Source organism: Streptomyces sp. NPDC002054 (genome assembly GCF_040296685.1).
Taxonomy (GTDB): Bacteria; Actinomycetota; Actinomycetes; order Streptomycetales; family Streptomycetaceae; genus Streptomyces.
On the sequence record NZ_JBEOXT010000010.1, the window covers coordinates 185543 to 202940 of the forward strand.

The 17398-nt window shown below is 72.3% G+C and carries 13 protein-coding genes; 10 read left to right on the forward strand and 3 right to left on the reverse strand.

From position 1 onward, the window contains the following. The first annotated feature begins 129 nt into the window (after nt 1–129). Together ABT123_RS12240 and ABT123_RS12245 are read left to right on the forward strand one after the other, a co-directional pair. A complete protein-coding gene (locus ABT123_RS12240; RefSeq protein WP_351312436.1) occupies nt 130–2655 on the forward strand; it encodes a hypothetical protein in 2526 nt (841 codons plus the stop codon). Then, nucleotides 2622–3734, forward strand: coding sequence for an NAD(P)/FAD-dependent oxidoreductase (locus tag ABT123_RS12245; protein ID WP_351312438.1), 1113 nt, complete (start codon nt 2622–2624; stop codon nt 3732–3734). The genes ABT123_RS12240 and ABT123_RS12245 overlap by 34 nt, the downstream gene beginning before the upstream one ends. A gap of 29 nt (nt 3735–3763) precedes the next feature. Here the strand turns inward: ABT123_RS12245 and ABT123_RS12250 are convergent, their stop codons facing one another. Beyond that, nucleotides 3764–4585 (reverse strand): helix-turn-helix transcriptional regulator, encoded by an 822-nt coding sequence (locus ABT123_RS12250; RefSeq protein ID WP_351312440.1) that lies wholly within the window; start codon nt 4583–4585, stop codon nt 3764–3766. A gap of 150 nt (nt 4586–4735) precedes the next feature. On the opposite strand from ABT123_RS12250, the gene ABT123_RS12255 reads away from it, so the two are divergent. The 3 genes from ABT123_RS12255 (at nt 4736) to ABT123_RS12265 (ending at nt 10654) form a co-directional block, all read left to right on the forward strand. Next, entirely contained in the window at nt 4736–5470 is a 735-nt protein-coding gene (locus tag ABT123_RS12255) for an SDR family oxidoreductase (protein WP_351312442.1), read from the forward strand. A 205-nt stretch (nt 5471–5675) separates the two neighbouring features. Continuing rightward, entirely contained in the window at nt 5676–9209 is a 3534-nt protein-coding gene (locus tag ABT123_RS12260; protein ID WP_351312444.1) for a hypothetical protein, read from the forward strand. 47 nt (nt 9210–9256) lie between these two features. After that, on the forward strand, nt 9257–10654 hold the full coding sequence (locus ABT123_RS12265; RefSeq protein ID WP_351312446.1) for a HEAT repeat domain-containing protein: 1398 nt from the start codon (nt 9257–9259) through the stop codon (nt 10652–10654). A 27-nt stretch (nt 10655–10681) separates the two neighbouring features. Here the strand turns inward: ABT123_RS12265 and ABT123_RS12270 are convergent, their stop codons facing one another. Continuing rightward, nucleotides 10682–11212 carry a MarR family winged helix-turn-helix transcriptional regulator gene (locus ABT123_RS12270; protein ID WP_502970938.1) on the reverse strand — a complete coding sequence of 177 codons (531 nt, stop codon included), beginning with the start codon at nt 11210–11212 and terminating at the stop codon, nt 10682–10684. Nucleotides 11213–11238: 26 nt separating this feature from the next. Here ABT123_RS12270 and ABT123_RS12275 point away from each other — a divergent pair, with 26 nt between their 5' ends. The 4 genes from ABT123_RS12275 (at nt 11239) to ABT123_RS12290 (ending at nt 13767) form a co-directional block, all read left to right on the forward strand. Beyond that, nucleotides 11239–11652 carry a carboxymuconolactone decarboxylase family protein gene (locus ABT123_RS12275; RefSeq protein ID WP_351312447.1) on the forward strand — a complete coding sequence of 138 codons (414 nt, stop codon included), beginning with the start codon at nt 11239–11241 and terminating at the stop codon, nt 11650–11652. Nucleotides 11653–11727: 75 nt separating this feature from the next. Beyond that, nucleotides 11728–12345: a DUF1707 SHOCT-like domain-containing protein gene (locus tag ABT123_RS12280; protein ID WP_351312449.1), complete on the forward strand. Its 618-nt coding sequence runs from the start codon at nt 11728–11730 to the stop codon at nt 12343–12345. Between the two features lie 95 nt (nt 12346–12440). Further along, nucleotides 12441–12938 carry an NUDIX hydrolase gene (locus tag ABT123_RS12285; protein ID WP_351312451.1) on the forward strand — a complete coding sequence of 166 codons (498 nt, stop codon included), beginning with the start codon at nt 12441–12443 and terminating at the stop codon, nt 12936–12938. A 232-nt stretch (nt 12939–13170) separates the two neighbouring features. Next, entirely contained in the window at nt 13171–13767 is a 597-nt protein-coding gene (locus ABT123_RS12290; RefSeq protein ID WP_351312453.1) for a DUF6461 domain-containing protein, read from the forward strand. 116 nt (nt 13768–13883) lie between these two features. On the opposite strand, the gene ABT123_RS12295 is transcribed toward ABT123_RS12290, so the two are convergent. Beyond that, nucleotides 13884–14888: a BtrH N-terminal domain-containing protein gene (locus tag ABT123_RS12295; RefSeq protein ID WP_351312455.1), complete on the reverse strand. Its 1005-nt coding sequence runs from the start codon at nt 14886–14888 to the stop codon at nt 13884–13886. A 254-nt stretch (nt 14889–15142) separates the two neighbouring features. Here ABT123_RS12295 and ABT123_RS12300 point away from each other — a divergent pair, with 254 nt between their 5' ends. Then, nucleotides 15143–17296 carry a serine hydrolase gene (locus ABT123_RS12300; RefSeq protein WP_351312456.1) on the forward strand — a complete coding sequence of 718 codons (2154 nt, stop codon included), beginning with the start codon at nt 15143–15145 and terminating at the stop codon, nt 17294–17296. Nucleotides 17297–17398 lie beyond the last annotated feature (102 nt).

Genomic DNA, 17398 nt, shown 5'->3' on the forward strand with positions numbered 1-17398 from the left:
CCCGGCCGTTGGGCCGTTCGGAGGCAAGCCCGCGTCGGTCGGCTGCCGTCCCCGCCCGAGCCGCCAGAATCACCGATCGGTGAGGGGGTTTCTGCACATCTGGGTTTCTGCACATCTCAGGAGGCGATCGTGGTGCTCTCGCGGCGCGGACTTGTGAAGGGAGCCGCCGCCGGCGGTCTCCTGCTCGGCTTCCCCGGGCTCACCGTCCAGTACGAGGCCGTGGCGGCGCCGCCCTCCAGACCCCTCGTCGACCCGGTCGCCGACGCCTGCGCCCGGCTCGCCGACCGCGGCTGGCGCACCCTGCTCCGTACCGTGACCCGGGGCGTACTCGACATCGGAGCCCCGGACCTGGGCTCCGAGCTCGCCAAACCCGTCCCCGACCTGGACCGCTCGGTGCCCGGCTTCGAGGACTTCTCCCCGGCCCTGCCCGCCCGTGGCATCGAGCCGGGGATCCCGGCCCGGAGCCTGCTCTACCACGCGTTCGCCTCGCCCCACGTGACCACCGACGGCCGGGGCCGGACCCTCGGCGCGTTCCCGAGCCTCGCCGAGATCGAGGCCGTCGAGAACTACGTCTACGGGGTGCGCCCGCCCACCCTGGCCCGGCTCCGGGAGATCGCCGGGGAGAACCCGCTCGGTGTGGTGGTGTTCGCCCTTGACTACCGCGACGCCACCGGCTCGGTGCACGGCCGCCACGCCGACCTCTGCTTCTCCCGGACCGGCATCACCCGCATGGGTACGACCGGCCCGCACTACAACGCCCGGACCCGCCAGTTCGCCCCGCTCGACCCGAAGCGGCCGTTCGCCTTCCGCACCGTGCCGCAGCGCTTCGCCCCGTACATCGCCATGCAGGTGACCGGGGCCGACGGCCGCACCTTCGGACCCCGGAACATCGTCTCCGGCGACGACGAGCGCGCCTTCTGGGTGCCGGTGCACAAACTGTTCCCCGGGCGGGAGTGCATCGAGGGCCTGGACCTGTCCCTCACCCTCGACTCGCACGTGGTCAACGAGAAGCTCAAGCGGATGCACCTCTACCTCCGGGAGCAGGGCTATCCGACCGAGTGGACCGGTAAGGACCTGGAGAAGTTCCCCTTCACGATCCGGGGCGAGAAGATTGCCGCCCTGCTGCCGCCGCAGAAGGGAGCGTACGGCTCCGGGGTGCTCGCCCCGAGTCCCGGGCCGCTCGCGCACCGGGCCCGGTTCGAGGGAGAGTGGCTCAGCTTCAACGTGTCCGCGGACCTGGTCCAGGACCCGGGAATCCTGTATTTCTCCTCCCTCCAGCTGATCCCCGGCTCCCTCGAGACCGAGCCGACCTACCTGGAGGGGACCGCCCCCGACAACGACCGGCGCGCCCCCGAGTACGTCAACATCCGCCACCGCCTGCACAGCGACGGCCGGCTGGAGGACCTCAACCTCAACCCGGACATGGACACGATCATCCGGGAGGGCGGCTACCGGGCCCAGCACTGGGTGGACTTCGCCGGGGACGGCTTCGTCTCCGTCGACTGCCCGCAACTGAAGTCCGAGATCGATACGTTCAAGCCCGCCTTCTGCAGCGTCGCGCCCCCCGACTTCTTCCCCCACGTCAACCAGCACGACCTCGCGGTGTGGTGGCGCACCGAGGTCCCCGAGGCGATCCGCGCCGCGCTGTGGGCGGTACCGCCGCACCCGCTCTCGGAGTTCCGGTTCGCCGGTGACATCACCCTTCCCAGGGGCTTCGACATCTACGACGACACCCTTACCGCCGTCCTCGGCCACCCGGCGCCCGGCGAGCCCGTCGCCCGCCCGCTGCCCGCCGGCGCGCGCGGCCGGTACACCGGCCTGCCGGACGCGGCGGCCGGGGTGACGGACCCCGGATGGGAGGTCAGCCAGGGCATCGTCTACAGCGAGCCCGGACTGCCGCTCCAGCGGTACATGCAGTCGCACAGTCTCGGCTCCCCCTTCCTGGAGGACGTCAAACTCTGTGCGGCCCTCGGCAGTTACTGGCCCTCCGTGTCGCCCGATGCGACCCGCACCTTCACCCCGCTCAAGGACGCCCCCGGCTTCGCCTACCCGTGGCCGACGATCGTCCCGCTGACCGACGCCGAGATCGGCATGGAGGAGGCCGCGGACGGGCTCGGCCGGCTGCCCTGGGACGGGATCCGGGGGCCGGAGGTCCGTACGGTGGGCAGCCGGCAGGTGGTCGCCTACCAGGACATCGACCGGGCCGACTACCTCACCACCCAGGACCGGTTCACCGCCCACCTCACCGCCCGCGTGGACCTCGCCGAGACCAAGTCCCGGGTCCTGGCCATGTCGGCGGTGTACTGGAGCCTGGGCATCCAAGACCCCGAGTTCGTGACCCGGTTCGGCGACCGGGCCGTCGTCGAGATCCTGAAGGCCAAATCGGCGTGGGCGGTACTGTCCTTCACCACGGTCGACGCCGACGACACCGGACTCGCGCAGGCCCAGCAGGCCACCGGCAGCCGGCTCACCGGGACCCGGCGCTACCGGGTCCGCAGCTACCGGCCCGGAGCCGAATCGCGGGATCCCGACGACATCCAGAAGGTCCTGGTGGAGATCGAGGAGGACGTGCTGGCCTTCACGGACGGTACGGCCGTCCTGCTGCGCAGGGGCGGAGGCCAGTGGACGCGCGACGCGACGATCCCGACGAGGTGACGGTGGACGACCCGCCGGCCAAGGACCCGGCCTGCGACGGCGCGGCCGTGGACGTGCTCATCGCCGGCGGCGGGCCCGCCGGCTGTGCCGCCGCGATCGTGTGCGCGGCGGGCGGGCTGCGGACCGTACTGGTCGAACGGGCCGACGCCCCAAGGGACCGGCCGGGAGAGGCGCTGCACCCGGGCGCCGAGGCCCTCCTCGCGCGCCTGCTGCCGGAGGGCTTCGAGTCGGTGGTCGGCGCCCGGCACGAGGGGATCACCGTCGGCTGGGGCAGCGAGCCGCGTTTCGAGCCCTTCGGCAGCGACGAGGACGGGCCTTGGCGCGGCTTCCAGGTCGACCGGCGGCGGCTGGACGGGCTGCTGCTGGACCGGGCCCGGCAGGCCGGGGCGGAGGTGCGGATGTCCTGCCGGGTGCTGGAACCTCTGGTGGAGGGCGGTGCCGTGACGGGTGCCCGCACCCGGGGACCGGGGCCGGGCCGGGCGGCGGTGGTCCGCGCGCGGACCGTCATCGACGCGACCGGCCGTGCTCGGTGGGCCAGCCGTACCCTCGGGCCCACCGGGGCCGGCCGGGCGCGATCGCCGCGGCTGCTGATCCGCTACGGCTACGCGGTGGGCGCCTGCCCGGTCCGTGATGCGGCGCCCGCGATCGTCGCGGACCACACCGGCTGGACCTGGACGGCCCGGGTGGGGGCGGCCCGGTACCAGTGGATGCGTCTGGACTTCGTACCGGAGCAGCGGTCGCGCAGCTGGCTGCCCGAGGAGTTCGCGGGCCTGACCCCCGAGGGCCCGGCACGGGCCGCCGACGTGACCTGGCGGCTGTGCGGGGCCGCGGCGGGGCCGGGCTGGTTCGTGGTCGGCGACGCCGGCGCCCTGCTGGACCCGGCCTCCTCCCACGGAGTGCTGCGGGCACTGCTGTCCGGCTGGACGGCAGGCGGCCTCACCGTGGCGGTGGCGGACGGCGCGCTCGATCCCCACCGGGCTGCGGTCACGTACCGGCGGTGGCTGTACGAGGGCGCGGAGCACGACATCCACAACCTGGCCGGCATGTACGCGACCCTCGGCGCGCAGGGCTTCGGCTGACCCTTCGAACGGTCGGGTGGTGCGCTGCCTCACAGGCCGCCGGTACGGAGCAGGGCGAGGGCCTCGGCGCTGGGGCTGTCGGGGTCGGCCTGGTAGACGATGAGTTGCTGACCGTCCGGAGCGTCGCGGATGTCGAAGGCGAGGTAGGTGAGGGTGAGCGGGCCGGCGTCCGGATGCAGGAAGTGTTTGGTTCCCTGCGTCTTTCCTGTCACCACATGGTTGTTCCAGAGGCGGCCGAAGTCCGTGCTGTGGCCGCACAGGGCGCTCACGAGTTCCCGCAGCCGCCCGGCGTCCGGGTCGAGGCCGGCCGCCTGGCGCAGATGTCCCGCAGTGGCTTCGGCCGTGGCATCCCACCGGGTGTAGAAGCGCCGGGCCGCCGGGTCGAGGAAGACCATGCGGGCGAGGTTGTCCATCCGCTCGAACGGTGAATGCAGGGCTACGGCCAGGTCGTTGGCCGCCAGGACGTCCAGGGTCCGGTCGATGACGAACGCCGCCGCACTCCGGTGGCTGTCCAGCAGCTGCCGCAAGGCGGGAGGGACCTGGTACGCGGCGCGGGCGCGCGGCACGCCCGGTACGGTGCCGGCCAGCCGGCTCAGGTGCGCCCGGGCATCGGCGTCCAGTCGCAGCGCGCGGCCGATCCCTTCGGTCACCTGGGCCGAGGGGTGCCGCTCGCGCCCCTGTTCCAGCCGGGTGTAGTAGTCGGCGTTCACTCCGGCCAGGACGGCGACCTCCTCGCGGCGCAGCCCGGGGACCCGGCGCACGCCGTGGCTCGGCATGCCCACGTCCTGGGGCCGCACGCCCGCCCTGCGCGCGCGGAGGAACTCTCCCAGCGGGGTTTCGGTCGTGGTCATGACCCCAAGGCTAGACCGGTGCAGGGGCAGCTGCCTGGGTGCCGTGCACCCAGGCAGCACACGTCCTGGTGGGGATGCCGGCGCCCTGCCAAGACTTGGCGGAGCACGCCGCACCGGCGGCGCGCACCCCAACGACAGGAGTTCACGGGCATGCAGAACACGTCCAAGGTCGTGGCAGTCACCGGAGCCAGCAGCGGAATCGGCGAGGCCACCGCGCGTCGCCTCGCCGCCGACGGCCATCGCCTGTTCCTGGGCGCGCGGCGCACCGACCGTCTTGCGGCACTGGCCCAGGAGATCACCACCGCGGGCGGCACCGCCGCGTTCCGACGGCTGGACGTCACGGACGCTGCCGAAGTCACGGACTTCATCTCCGCCGCCCACGACCGCTACGGACGCCTCGACGCGGTCGTCAACAACGCCGGCGTGATGCCGCTCTCCCCACTGGAGGCGCTGCGGACCACGGAATGGGACCGCATGATCGACGTGAATGTGCGGGGGGTCCTGCACGGCATCGCCGCCGCGCTGCCCCGGATGCGCGCCCAAGGCGGCGGCCACTTCGTGAACATCGCCTCCGTCGGCGCGTACGAGGTCTCTCCCACGGCCGCCGTCTACTGCGCGACCAAGTACGCCGTCCGCGCCATCTCCGAAGGCCTGCGGCAGGAATCCGCAGGGGACATCCGGGTCACCCTCGTCTCCCCGGGGGTGACCGAGTCCGAACTCGCCGACAGCATTTCCGATCCGGCGGCGAGGGAGGCCATGAAGAGCTACCGTGCCGTGGCGCTGCCTGCCTCCGCCATCGCGGACGCCATCGCCTACGCGCTCGCCCAGCCGCCGGAGGTCGACGTCAACGAGATCGTCGTCCGCCCCGCGGCAAGCCCTCAATGACCCGGCGGCCCGCACTCCTTCGGCGTTTCGCCGGCCAAGGGATACGAGTACCAGCGGCCGGCCCGACGGGCCCCGAGCCGATGGGCCCCGAGCCGATGGGCCCCGAGCCGACGGGCCCCGAGCGCCGACGGAGCGGAGCGTCGTCCACACGGCCGGTCCGATAATCGGTGGGGTCAGGGCCGCGCCATCCGGCACAATGCCCGCGATGATCTCCACTGCCGACGAGCTGCTCGCCGCGCTCGAACCCCTGCCGCACGCCGCCCGGCTCCGGTACACCGCCGTCACCGCCCACCGGCTCGCCGCCCGAGGCGGACTACGGCCCCTGCTCACCGCCCTGGACGCGCTCGGCCCGTACGAGCGTCGCCTCGCCGCGCTCGCCGCCCTGACCGCCGGGGAGACAGGCCACCTGGCGGCCCGCCTCGCCGACCCCGACCCGGTGGTACGCCGGTACGCGCTGCGCGGCGCCCGGCGACTGCCCGTTCCGGACGCCGCCGTCGAGGCCGCGTACGACGACGCGCCCGCCGTGGTCCGCGCCGACCTGGCACGGCTGCTGTCGGACGGGCGGCGGCCCGGACTCGCCGAGCGGCTGGTGCTCCGGGTGCGTACCGAATACAGCGACCGGGACGCGGCCCGGCTGCTGGCGGGCTGCTCGCGGGAGTTCACCGTGCGGCTGCTGCCCGAACTCGCCGGGGCGCTCGCGTTCGAGGACTGGAGCAGGCTGGCCGTGCGCCATCCCGTCGCCGTCCTCGACCACGCGGAGCGGGAACTCGGCGACCTGCGCGACGGGTTGCGCGACCGCTGGTGGAAACGGCACGCCACCGGAATCGCCGCCGCCCTGCCCGCCGCGCCGGGGCGCGTGCTGGACCTGCTGGAGCGGTATGGCCCGGACAACCTGCCCGGTCCGGTGCACGACCGGCTGGGCGACCTCGTTGCGGTGGACGCCGAGCGCGTCGTGCGCTGGCTCGCCGACACCCGCCGGGCGGCAGCGCGGTGGGAACGGACACCCGGCCGGGCGGTCATGCGGCAGCTGGTGGCGGCAGATCCGCCCTCCCTGCCCGGGCTCGGGGCCCGGTGGTTCCGCCGGAACGCCTTCGGCATTCTGCTGCGAGCGATGCCACCGGCGCGCCGACCCGGCTTCGTGGACGCCGTCGTTGCCGCAGGCAATCCCGGCAGGAACGTCCGCGCACACGAAGGGGTGCTGGCCCTGCTGCCCGCCGCCCAGCGGCACGCCCGGGCCCGCGTCGCGGTCGAGGCCCTCCGCGCCGAACGCAGCCCCGGCTGGGACCTCTGGGGCCCGCTCGCCCTCCTGCCGCCCGCCGAGGCCCGTCCCGAACTCCTGGCCGCCCTCGCCACCGGTGACGCCGACGAGCGCGGGACGGTCTGGGACCGGCTGGCCGCCAACGCCGGCCACACCCGTGACCCGAAGGAGGTCGCGGAGGTCCTCGCGCTGGCCGCCGGCCGACTGACCAACGAGCGCGACCCCGTACGCGGGGAGGCCCTGGCCGCCTTCGCCGACCTGCCGGCACCGCTCCTCGTGGCGGCCCTCGGGGGCCGGACCGGGGGTGAATCCCTGGAACGGCTGTGCCTGGATGCCCTGCGGGCCCGGGACTGCTCGTCCGGGACCCGGGACACGATCCGGACCCTGGCCGTGACGGTGCTCACCGCCGCTGCCGTGGCCCCGGCCGCGGCCGACGGCGCGGGCACCGCGGACGCACCTGCCGACGCGGACACGACTGCCGAAGCCGGTGGTGCCGCCGCCGCCCTGCGGACCGCCGTACGCATCGTGGAGGCACTGACCACGCACACCGGCACGGTGGAACTCGGCCGTCCGGGCAGCGTGCTGCCCGGCAACGGGGTACGCGCCGTGCTCCACGCCCTCGGCCCGTGGCTCGACCGGGCGTCCGCCCGCGGGGACCTCGCGCCCCTGCTCGCGCTGGTCACCTCCTGCGGACACCGCGCGTACCGGATCCCGGAACTCCAGGACCGCCTCGAACAGGCCCTGCGAACCTGCCCGGACGGGGTGTTCGGCGAGGTCGCCGCGGCCTGGCTGGCCGACCCCGCGACCCGCGGCGCCCGCGTGGCCGAGCTGCTGGAGCGGGAGCCCTCGGCGGTCTTCGTGCCTCCGGTGCTCGCCGTACTCGCCGCGGAGTGCACCGACCTGCTGGACCGCGCGCTGTCCGAGATCCCGCTCCCCGGCGGCCGGTTCCCGGTGGCCGGAACCTTCCGGCCGCTTCCCCCCTTCCGGTACGCCGACCGGTGGCTGCCCCGGCAGCAGCGGGCCGCGGTCCGGCTGGCCGAGGCCGTCGTCGCCGATCCTGGCCGGGGCCTCGACGAACGCGCCGCGCTGCTCCGCGCGGTGGCCCGGGTGCCGGAGCACGGGCGGGCCCTGCTCCAGCGGTACACCGCATCCGTGCCGACCGCAGCCGGCCCCGAGGCCACGGCGGGGTCCGCGGCCGGCCATGCCGAGTCCGCCCTGACGGCAGCAGCCCTGACGGCAGCAGCCCTGGACGCGGCGGCCCACACGGACGACCCGGCCTCCGCCCTCGGTACCCTGCTCGACCACGCCGGTGACGACCGGGCCGCAGCCGCCTGGTCCGCTGCCGGCCGCGCCGCCGCCCACACCCGGCCCACCCACGTCGCGGCCCTGCTCCGTGACGTCCTGACCCGCGAGAGCGGAGTGAAGGTCACCGTCCGCAAGGCCGCCGCCCGGCTCGCCGCCCGCCACCTGCCCCCGGGCGCCGCCACCGAGCTCCTGTCCACGGTGGGCCGCACCCCGGGCGTCCATCCGGACGTGTACGCCACCGTCGTCGGTGTGGCCACGACACTGCTGCCGGCCGAGGAGATGTGGGCCCTGCTGGAGTCCGCGGTCGCCGACGGGCCGGATGCCGCCCGCAGCGCGCTCCTGGACCTGAGCTCGGAGGATCTGGCCCCGGCCCACCGGTCTCGGTACGGGGAGCTCGTCGCCCGGCTGCCCTTCGTCGCCGGGGAACAGGCGGCGGATCTAGCCCTGTTCGTCCTTGGCGACTGGGCGCCGTACACGCCCGCCGCCGGCACGGCGCTGGCGGACGTATACGCCGACCTCGCCTCACCCCTGAGTATCTGGCGGGCGAGCTACCGCCTGACGGAACTGGCCCAGTCCGAACTGCCCCACCCGATCGGCGGCGTGGAGCCCGGCAGCCTTCTGCACGGCGTCGTGGACCGGCTTCTGGCGCTCATCGCCGCCGGCGAACCGGAGGGCGGCCCCGGGCCTGGTGAGGACCTTCCGGCACGCCGTCGCCTCGAAACCCTCATCGGCTCGTCGATCCGGGACCCCGGGATGTGCGCGGTCCTGGCCCGGCAGCTGACGGCGGAACCGGCAGTGACCGCCATCCGCACCGCCCTCCTGGTACGGGCGGTCGACCTGGCGGCAGCCGAGCCCGAACTGCTGCTCTGGCTCCGCGAGTTGACGACAGCGATCGAGGGCCGCCCCGTCCTCGCGGTCCGGGTGGCCGAGGACCTGGAGGAGGCACACCGGTACGGTGACCCGCTCGCCGACCCCGCCGCGGCCCTTGCCGCGGTCCGTGCCCTGAGCACCGACGGCGGTCTCGTGGAAGGCCTCCTCGCCGTCGGCCTCGCCACGGCCCTCGGAGGCCGCCAGGGCTGGCCGGACACCTGCCGGGCCGCCATCGTCGAACTGCGCCGCCACCCGGATCAGGAGGTGCGGGAGACGGCGTACGCCACGGTCCTGAGGGGACACTGAATCCGGGCCCGGGGTGTGTGTCAGTGGTGCTGGATATGGTGCGCGCCATGAACAGGGATCAGCTGGTCGGGGAGCTCACGGGTTCCTGGGAGGCGACGCGGGCGGTGCGCGACGCGTTGGTCGAGCGCGGGGCCGAGGTCGTGGGGCCGGTGCTCGAGGTGCTCTGCGACGAGCGGTCGCCGGTGGAGTGGACGGTTTCTTCGGATGTGCTGTGCCGGATCGGGCAGCCCGCACTTCTGCCCCTGGCCGGGGCCATCGCGTCAGCGGATTCGCCCGAGGTCGAGCGCAGGGCAAGCTACTCGCTCGGACGGCTTCAGGTGCACGATCCGGCGGTCTACCTCCCCTTGCTCACCCACCCGCATCCGACAGTCCGTGCCGACGCGGTCTTCGCTTTCCAGTGTCTGGGCGAGGCCGCCTTGGCTTTCGCAGACCGGCTGATGCCGTTGCTGGGCGATGCGGATACGGCGGTCAGGCAGCGGGCCGTCTGGGCATTCCGGGCGATCGGTGCGGCGGCGGTTCCGGCGTTGCAGCGCATACGCCGGGCGCCTGCTCCGGGCCGGCGGCTTCGGAGCGGTGTCCTGGAGGCCCTCGCGGCCATCGGGGGGCCGACTGCCCTGGACGGGCTCGACCGGGACGCCGTACGCCGGCTGACCCGCATCAAACAGGCGGACGAGGTGCTGGAGGGTATGCACCTGTGTGGTTCCTGGTACGCGGTGCCCACAGATGATCAGGGTGCGGTCCTGGAGGCCTTCGACCTGGGCGTGGGGGAGCCGGTCACCGTACGAACAGGGGCTGCCGCCTGGAACCACGATCACCACAACTGGAGCCGCCGCGACCACGACGCGTGCGCGCGGGTCTTCGTCAGCCCCGTGCTCGACGGCTTCACGCTCGTGTTCGGCGACTCCTCCCAGGACATGCACCGCATCGAGGACGCCGGCGACGACGGCCGGGACGAGGCCATGGAATGTGTGGTGCGAGAGCGGTGCGCCGACCTGAGCCGCCGGTTCGGGGCCGCGCAGTGGTACGGGATGAGCTGCGGGGACGGGTGGACTGCCTGGTGCATCGCCGAGAACGGTGAAGTGGTCCGCTTCTACGACGCGTTCGACGCGGAAGAGTCCGGCGACGACGGCCACGACGGCCACGACGGCGACGGCCCCGGACATCCGGCGGAAGCCGGCTACTTGCTCCCGCATGAGGACGGCTTCCCGGACGACGCCTTCGACGGGGTGAACCTTTCGGATCCCGAGGCGTTCACGGCCCGCTACAAGCAGGTGAAGGAAGAGCTCGACATCCCCGACACCTGCTATGCCGTCGACGTAGCCGCGCGGCTGTCGGTCGACCCCGGATCGCTCGGAGCCGCCACCCCTGTCAGGGGCCATGGCCTCCTTGCCCTGACGGCGTGCGGCCGGGAACACGGCCACCCCGCCGGTGCCCTCCCGGTCTGACCCACCAAACCTGTCGGGGTCCGACCGTCATACCCCGCCGAGCCAGCTTGTGGCGTCCAGCCGGTAGGTCGTCTCCGCCGGTACGACGGTCCGCAGCGCGGCCTCCATGTCCCGTACGCGGTCGGCACCGACAGCCGTTGCCCATTCCGCCCGCAGTTCGTCGAAGATCGCGGCTGAGCGGGCCAGGGCGTCGTACCCGCGCGGTGTGAGGCGGACGAGCTTGCGGCGGGCGTCAGTGGGGTCGTCGGTGCGCTCGGCATAGCCGACGGCGAGAAGGCGGTCCACGGTCTTGCCCGCGGCCTGCTTCGAGACGCCGAGCCGACGCCCGATATCGCTGGCGGTCGCCCCTTGCGTGCCGATGGCCTGCATGGCGAAGCCGTGCGCGGGGCGCATGTCGGGGTGGCCCTCGGCGGCGAGACGGGCGTGGAGCCGGTCGATCAGGGTGCGAAAGCCGGCGAAGAGGAGGAGCGGCAGCTCGTATCCCGGCTCATATCCCTTGCCATCATCGACAACCTGGTTTACGTTTTCCTCATCGACATAGTCAACCATGTTGTCCATTCTAATCCATCTCACCTGGAGCTGCCTTGCACAACGATCTGACCGCCCGCACCGCCAACGCCGTCGCCCTCCTGAAGGAGTCTCCGCACACCCTGGACGGCTTCCTGAAGCTCAGCGAGATCTTCGAGTCCACCACACTGGACCCGCACTCCCGCGAGACCGTCATCCTGACGGTCGCCGCCCGCAACCAGTGCCACCTGTGCGTGGACATGCACGAGTCGAAACTCGCCGCACTGGGCCCGGCCCCGGTCCCGGAACGGCTCGAAGCCATACGACAGTTCACCCTCCAGGTCCTCGCCTCATCGGGTGCGGTGAGCGACGACGAGCTCCGGCGGTTCCAGGAGTTCGGCTATACGCGCCAGAACGCCTTGGAGGTAGTCCTGGGCATCGGCACATACACGGTGTCGACGTTCGCGAACCGGCTTACGCGAGCCGCATGATGCGGAGCAAGCCGTCGGGCGCCTGACGCTCGCGTGGCATACCGGTCAGACCGCTGGCTGCATATCCTTGTGGCCATGACTGCCCAGACTCCGGAGCCCTCACCGCGCCCTGCTCCATCAGGAGAGCTCCGCGCCTCTCACGACGACCGGGAAGCAGTGGTGGAGCAGCTGCGCGATGCGGCTGCCGAGGGGCGAATCGATTTCGATGAGCTGGATTCACGCCTGGAGCAGGCGCTGACGTCCAAGACTCACGCCGAGTTGGCCGTCCTGACCGACGACTTGCCGAGGCTGAATTCCCCTGAGAGCCAGCCGCCGCTGGTGCTCAAGGGCGGCATGTATGGCGTGACTCGAGGCCCCGGGCGCTGGGAGGTTCCCGGCCATGTGATCGCTCACGGAGGCTTGGGGGGTGTGCAGCTTGACTTCACCCGGGTTGAGTGCCGCCTCACGGAGGTCGCAGTGGAGGCGTACGGGGAGACATCCGGTGTCACGATCGTCATCCCCGACGCCTGGGCCGCAGACGCCAGCGGGATGGATCCCAGCGTCGGCGGCCTGAAGGACAAAACCACTCCCGACCGGCTCCCGGGAACTCCGCTGATCCGGCTCACTGGGTCCGGCGGCGCGGGAGGAGTAGTCATCCGCCACCCCAACCGCCGGGAACGGCGCAAGCTGCAGAGCAACCCGGCTCAGGGCTAGGGCGCGTACCGAGGCGTTGATTGGTGGCGGGAGTCGCCACGCGCTACGAAAACTCGCCGTCCGCTTGCGGAATCGCCCGGCCTACGCTGTCCGTCATGCCCACTCATCATCCGTCGTTCACCGTCGACGACGAAGTCGAAGTGCCCGATCCCGCATCGGGCGAGGTCTGGACCGTCGGCGCCGTCATCCTCAACCGGGACGGTGCAGCCTTCGCCCAGAAGCGAAGCCCGGACCGGCGCCTTTTCCCCGACACCTGGGACATCGTGGGCGGCCACGTCGAGGCTGGGGAAACGGTCTTGGAAGCTCTCGCGCGCGAGGTCGAGGAGGAGACCGGCTGGTGCCTGACCCACGTGCGGCGGTTCCTCGGCACCACGACCTGGACAGGGGACGACGGCGGTGGACTCCGTCACGAGGCCGACTATCTCGTGGAAGTCGACGGCGACTTGGACAACCCCACGCTGGAATGGTCCAAGCACTCCACCTACGACTGGTTCAGCCCCGACAACCTCGCCCGCCTCAAAGAGAACCGCAGGCCCGGGGAGTTCTTGATCCACGACCTCATCGCACGGGCCATCCAAGCGCCGAACGCATGAAGTGCTTCCTCGTCCTCACCCGTGCCCAGCCGAGGCCGCTCCATTGCTGTGCGGGGCAGCACTGCCCCGCACGAAGCCCCACTCGGTGTCGGAACCGACAGACCCTAGGCGGGGGGCCATCGGGGTCGAGCCCGTGCGGCCGGTGTCAGTGCTGCTGACTAGGGTGATCACTTCGGGGGGCACGGATGGCGGGACGGGACAGCCTGTGCCCGTGAGGAGGGAGGCGAGCGTCATGGGTGACGGCATTCAGTGGCTTGTGGATCAGGACGACTGGCAGCACGGCGTGATTTTCGCGCGCGGCATTGGGCCGGAGGAGCTGGGCGTACGGATGGGCGGCACGCCGGGATCCGTCGTGTCACCGATCACGGACACAGAGGCGTGGAACATGGTCCTGGACCTGTCGACGGACGACGATGACGTCGTGCGGGTCGGTGCCTGCGGCGGCTGGTCCTTCGCCGTTGAGTACGGGATGGGCGACGGGGGTGACAGGCTGGCCGAGATTTCCCGGAACGGAGTGGAGGCCATCCACCTGGATCCTTCCCCGGACCATCCGCCGGCGATGTTCTCTTACGCCAGAGACGGTGCGGACGTCTGCAGTTTCGGAATCGGTGAAGAAGTCTGGCGCTGGGGTGAGCAGCCGGACCTTCTGCTGCCGGAGCTGATAGCGGCTGGTGTGCTGCACCCGGACGGCGAGTACGCACGGCCGGACGGCGAGTCCTACACCGACCGGGACCGCCACACACTGGCGCTCATAGAGACCCGATTCGGTCTCTCCCTCCCCCAAGACGAAGTGGTGAACCAGCGTCTACTGGCCTTCGTCATCGGCTGAGTGACAGCAGGGCTGGCGCCGCCGTGCGCTGCGCGGCACAGCTCTGCCATGTCTGCAGCCGCCCGCTCCGGCCCGGCTCACCTGCCGGAAAAGGCCTTGCCTGCTTCTGGGAGCTGCTACTTGTCCAAGAGCGCCACGGCTTCGCGTTCGAGGGTCAGGGAGTGGTCCACGTGTTGTGCGCAGGCGTCGAAGAGGGTGCGGCGCTCGGCGGTGTCGGCGGTCGGGCCGGCGTTACGGGCGAGTGCGGCCAGGGCCGACCAGTGGCGGGCCGACTCGCGGAAGAGTTCGGCGGGCTCCCGGTGGCCTACGAGGTCGAGGAAGTCCGCATAGAGGGGGCGGGTGGCGCCGGGAGCGGTCCATTCCTCCTCCAAGCAGGCGTACAGACGACCGGTGCCGGCCTGGAAGGCCTCGGGCGAGCTGCCGAAGCGGCGCTCCCAGCCGGTCGCGGTGGTGCGGTCGCGCAGCTGCGTGGCGAGCTTCTCCATTCCGGTGAAGCCGAAGTTCACGTCGAACTTGTTCCCCAGTACGGGCCCGGTGAGGTGCCTGACGGTGGAGGCGATGGCTCCCGCCACGTCCGGCTCCTCCTCGGGCGGCCCGGTGGGCACGATCAGCTGGTGGCGGCCCTTGCGGTGCGCGGTCCAGGCCGCGCCGAACTCCTCGCGGTCGATCCGGTACGGGGCATCGGCGCCGTCCTCGATCAGCAGGTCGTCGCCGTCGTACCCGGCGATGACAACGGTGTACGGGTCGGCGCCGGTCATCTCGGCGTCCGGGTCGGCGGCGTGCCAGGGCAGAGAGGAGCGGTCGACCACACAGAAGGCGGGCTGCCCCGCATCGAGCGCGGCTCGGACCCGGCCCCAGCGCGGGTTCATTGCGCGGGTGGCCTCGTACGGGACCCCCAGGCGGCCGAGCGCGACCTGCACCCAGGGTTCGGGGTGGGACTGGGCCACGATCGTGGCGATGGGCAGCCGGCCGGCGTACTCGAAGACGAAGTACATGAAGCCGATCCCCCCGGCCAGGCCGGCGACGAGCTCCTCCTCGTGGACGCTGCCCAGGGCGTGCCGGATCAGGGACGCCTCGCGGTGGCGTCCGGTCCCGAAGTCTTCGTACACGAGCGTGGTCATGGCGCCCACCCTAACCGCGCGGGCCATGGGCCATAGGCCATGGGCCGCGGGGTGGCCCGGCCGGACCCGGGAGGGGCGGCCTTGCCCAGGTTGTAGCGGGGGATGCGGAACGGACCGTCCGTGCCGTGCGGAATATGACCGGACTGTCACAAGATCCGCTCGATGGAACACTTTCGGCGCGATGTACATCCTGGAATGCGGCGGGGCGGTTTCGAGCCCTGGCGGAATGTATCTGCGAGCAAGGCTGGGTTGGGATGACGACGGTAGCGGTGACGGGTGGTTCCCCGGAGACTCCAGAGTCGGAAGAGGCGCCGGCAGCGGTTGCTGCGGAAGGCCCCGGCGGGGCGCCCGCACCGGAAGCCGGCCCGCGGGCGGAGTCCGGGACAGCCGTACCGCCGGAGCCGGACGAGGACCCGGATCACCTGGATGACGACCCCGACCGCGTGGATGAGGACGCCGAGGAGGCCGGCGAGCCTGCCGAATCCGCTGGGCCCGCCGACGCGATGGTGGCCCCTGACGCGCCGACAGCCCTCGGCGCGGAGGCGCGCACCGATGCCGAGAACCCGTCCTCCCCGGCTCCGGAGGCAGAAGCAGAGACAGAGGCGGAGGCGGAGGCGGAGGTCGAGACCGGGGCGCCGGACGCTCCGGACACGGAAGCGTCCCCCCAAGACCGCACCGAGGAACCGAGGACGGGTGCGTCCGAAGAGCCGGCAGAGGACGCGCCGGGCGTCCCGGACTCGAGGGTGCCCTCCGGAACCCCCGCCGAGGACCCCAAGGCGCCGGAGGTGGAGGAGCCGGCTGCCGCCGCCCCGGCCCCAAAGCAATCCGGAACGGCCGTCCCGGACGAAGATGAGCCCCCGACGGCCGGCCCGCGCCCGACCGTGCCCTCGTGGGCGCGCCCCGAGAGTGATGCCGAGCGCACCAGCACGTTCGTGGCCCTGAAGGACCTCGACACCCCCACGACCAAGATCGCCGCACCCGCACCCGCACCGGCCCCCGCGCTCGTACCCGCACCCGCACCCGCACCGATAGCCGGCAAACCGGCGGCACCTGCACCTGCACCCGCGCCGACGGCCCCCGCCGCCCCCGCCGCGCCTCCCCTCGACCTGCTCGCCCAGCTGACCAACACCCCGCCCCCGCCTGAGACCCCCCGCCGCACCGCGCTCCGCCGCGTCAAGGTGTGGACGCCGGTCCTGCTGCTCCTCGCCGGTGCGTTCACCGGCGCCCAGATGCTGCGCCCGCTGCCCGAGGCACGGCTCGTCGCGTCCGAGCAGGTGCACACCGTGGCAGGGCAGTTCGACATCCCGTGGCCCGCTAAGGGCCAGGGTGCGGTGCGCATCCCCGGCTCCGGGACCATTGGCACCTTCGGTGAGCAGAAGCCGGTGCCGACGGCCAGCGTCGCGAAGGTGATGACGGCCTACGTGTTGCTCAAGGACCACCCGCTGCGCAAGGGCGAGGCCGGTCCCTCCATCGAGATCGACGCGAAGACTGTCGCGCAGGGAAATTCCGAAGACGAGTCCCGCATCGAGGGGCTCACCAAGGGCAGCAAGTACAGCCAGCTGGACATGCTGAAGATGCTGATGATTCCTTCGGGCAACAACGTCGCCCGGCTGCTGGCCCGCTGGGACACCGGCAGCGACTCCGAGGCGGCGTTCGTGCAGAAGATGAACGCCGCCGCGCAGGAACTCGGCATGAAGGACACCACGTACACCGATCCCAGCGGGCTGGACGCGGGCACCGTCAGCACCGCCGTCGATCAGCTCAAGCTCGCCGAAGCGGTGATGAAGAACGAGGTGTTCCGCTCTGTGGTCATGTTGCCGGATGCCGAGATCAAGAACCTCTCCCAGCGGCTGATCAACAACAACTCGCTGCTCAGCGCACCCGAACTGAGCATTCGCGGCATCAAGACCGGGTCGAGCAGCCCGGCCGGCGGTGCCCTCATGTGGGCCGGCTACAAGTCGGTCGGCGACGAGACCCCGCTGATCCTGGGCACGCTCATGGACCAGCGCGTGGAGGGGCCGGACCCGAACGCGACCCGCAGCCTGGCCCTGGTGCTGGCCAACAGCAAGAAGGTCATCGGGGCGGTCCGCGGAGCGTTGGCCTCCGCGCCGGTGGTCCGCAAGGGCCAGACGGTCGGCTACGTCGACGACGGACTCGGCGGACGTACACCTCTGGTGGCGATGAAGGACCTGAACGTCATCGGCACACCCGGCCAGCGCCTCCGCGTCTCGCTCGGCACCGCCGGGAAGGGCGGACCGGGCGGACCGGTGCCGCACTCGGCCGCGGCCGGGACCGAGGTCGGCGTGCACACCGTGGGCGAGGGCGCCGGGGCCAGGAGCGTACCGGTGGCGGTCGGCGAGAACCTGGCCGAACCCTCCTTCGGCACCCGCCTGACCCGCCTCGGCTGACGGCAGCAGGGGCACCGGCACCCGGGCCCGGCGTGAACCACTCCGCCGGGCCCGGCAGGGCCGCCGGTCGGCGGGCCGGCAGTCGAAGTAGTCGAAGGCCGG

Bases quoted from the DNA above. Each gene is read 5' to 3' on its own strand.
- ABT123_RS12270 (WP_502970938.1), bottom strand. From the start codon at position 11,212: ATGGACAACATGGTTGACTATGTCGATGAGGAAAACGTAAACCAGGTT.
- ABT123_RS12260 (WP_351312444.1), top strand. From the start codon at position 5,676: ATGATCTCCACTGCCGACGAGCTGCTCGCCGCGCTCGAACCCCTGCCG.
- ABT123_RS12285 (WP_351312451.1), top strand. From the start codon at position 12,441: ATGCCCACTCATCATCCGTCGTTCACCGTCGACGACGAAGTCGAAGTG.
- ABT123_RS12295 (WP_351312455.1), bottom strand. From the start codon at position 14,888: ATGACCACGCTCGTGTACGAAGACTTCGGGACCGGACGCCACCGCGAG.
- ABT123_RS12280 (WP_351312449.1), top strand. From the start codon at position 11,728: ATGACTGCCCAGACTCCGGAGCCCTCACCGCGCCCTGCTCCATCAGGA.
- ABT123_RS12290 (WP_351312453.1), top strand. From the start codon at position 13,171: ATGGGTGACGGCATTCAGTGGCTTGTGGATCAGGACGACTGGCAGCAC.
- ABT123_RS12300 (WP_351312456.1), top strand. From the start codon at position 15,143: ATGACGACGGTAGCGGTGACGGGTGGTTCCCCGGAGACTCCAGAGTCG.
- ABT123_RS12255 (WP_351312442.1), top strand. From the start codon at position 4,736: ATGCAGAACACGTCCAAGGTCGTGGCAGTCACCGGAGCCAGCAGCGGA.
- ABT123_RS12250 (WP_351312440.1), bottom strand. From the start codon at position 4,585: ATGACCACGACCGAAACCCCGCTGGGAGAGTTCCTCCGCGCGCGCAGG.
- ABT123_RS12265 (WP_351312446.1), top strand. From the start codon at position 9,257: ATGAACAGGGATCAGCTGGTCGGGGAGCTCACGGGTTCCTGGGAGGCG.